The sequence below is a fragment of the Bremerella sp. JC817 genome, from assembly GCF_040718835.1.
Taxonomy (GTDB): Bacteria; Planctomycetota; Planctomycetia; order Pirellulales; family Pirellulaceae; genus Bremerella.
In genome coordinates this window covers 1-450 of the sequence record NZ_JBFEFG010000158.1, presented here as the reverse complement: position 1 = coordinate 450, position 450 = coordinate 1, and the positions used below count along the sequence as shown (strand labels likewise).

Genomic DNA, 450 nt, shown 5'->3' with positions numbered 1-450 from the left:
ATCACTATGTGCCTAATCCCCATGAAAAAAGCGTTGATGAAATGGGGAGGTCCGCACAGCGGACCCTACGGGACTGGGGGAGGCGGAGGGCACACCGGGCACTTTCGAGGGTTTATGGAGCGATCGAACGGGGAGAGCCGGGGGACGACGGATCGAGGTGGACGTGGGTCGAGCCGTTGCTGCCGAGGGGGGAGCGGAGCTCGATGACGCGGTCGGCGCGGCCCTGGGTGAGGAAGGCGGTCAGGTCGACGCCGAGGTCGCGGAGCGAGGCGAGGTGGTCGCGGCGGTGGGCGTCGTCGAGGGCGAGGGCGGAGCGATTTTGTTCGGCGTCGAGCCGGGCGGCCTCTCGGTGGGCGGCGCGGCGGGCGTCGTCGGCCTTGAGCGCGGCGTCGAGGCGCCGGGCGTCGAGTTCGAGCTCGTGGGAGACCTCGGCGGCCTGCTCGACGCGGC

1 protein-coding gene is annotated in these 450 nt (G+C 70.7%); it reads right to left on the bottom strand.

Annotated elements, in window-relative coordinates; genetic code table 11:
- Nucleotides 1-112: 112 nt before the first annotated feature.
- Nucleotides 113-450 (bottom strand): hypothetical protein (locus tag AB1L30_RS00745; RefSeq protein ID WP_367011433.1); only part of this gene is annotated, 338 nt, incomplete at its 5' end.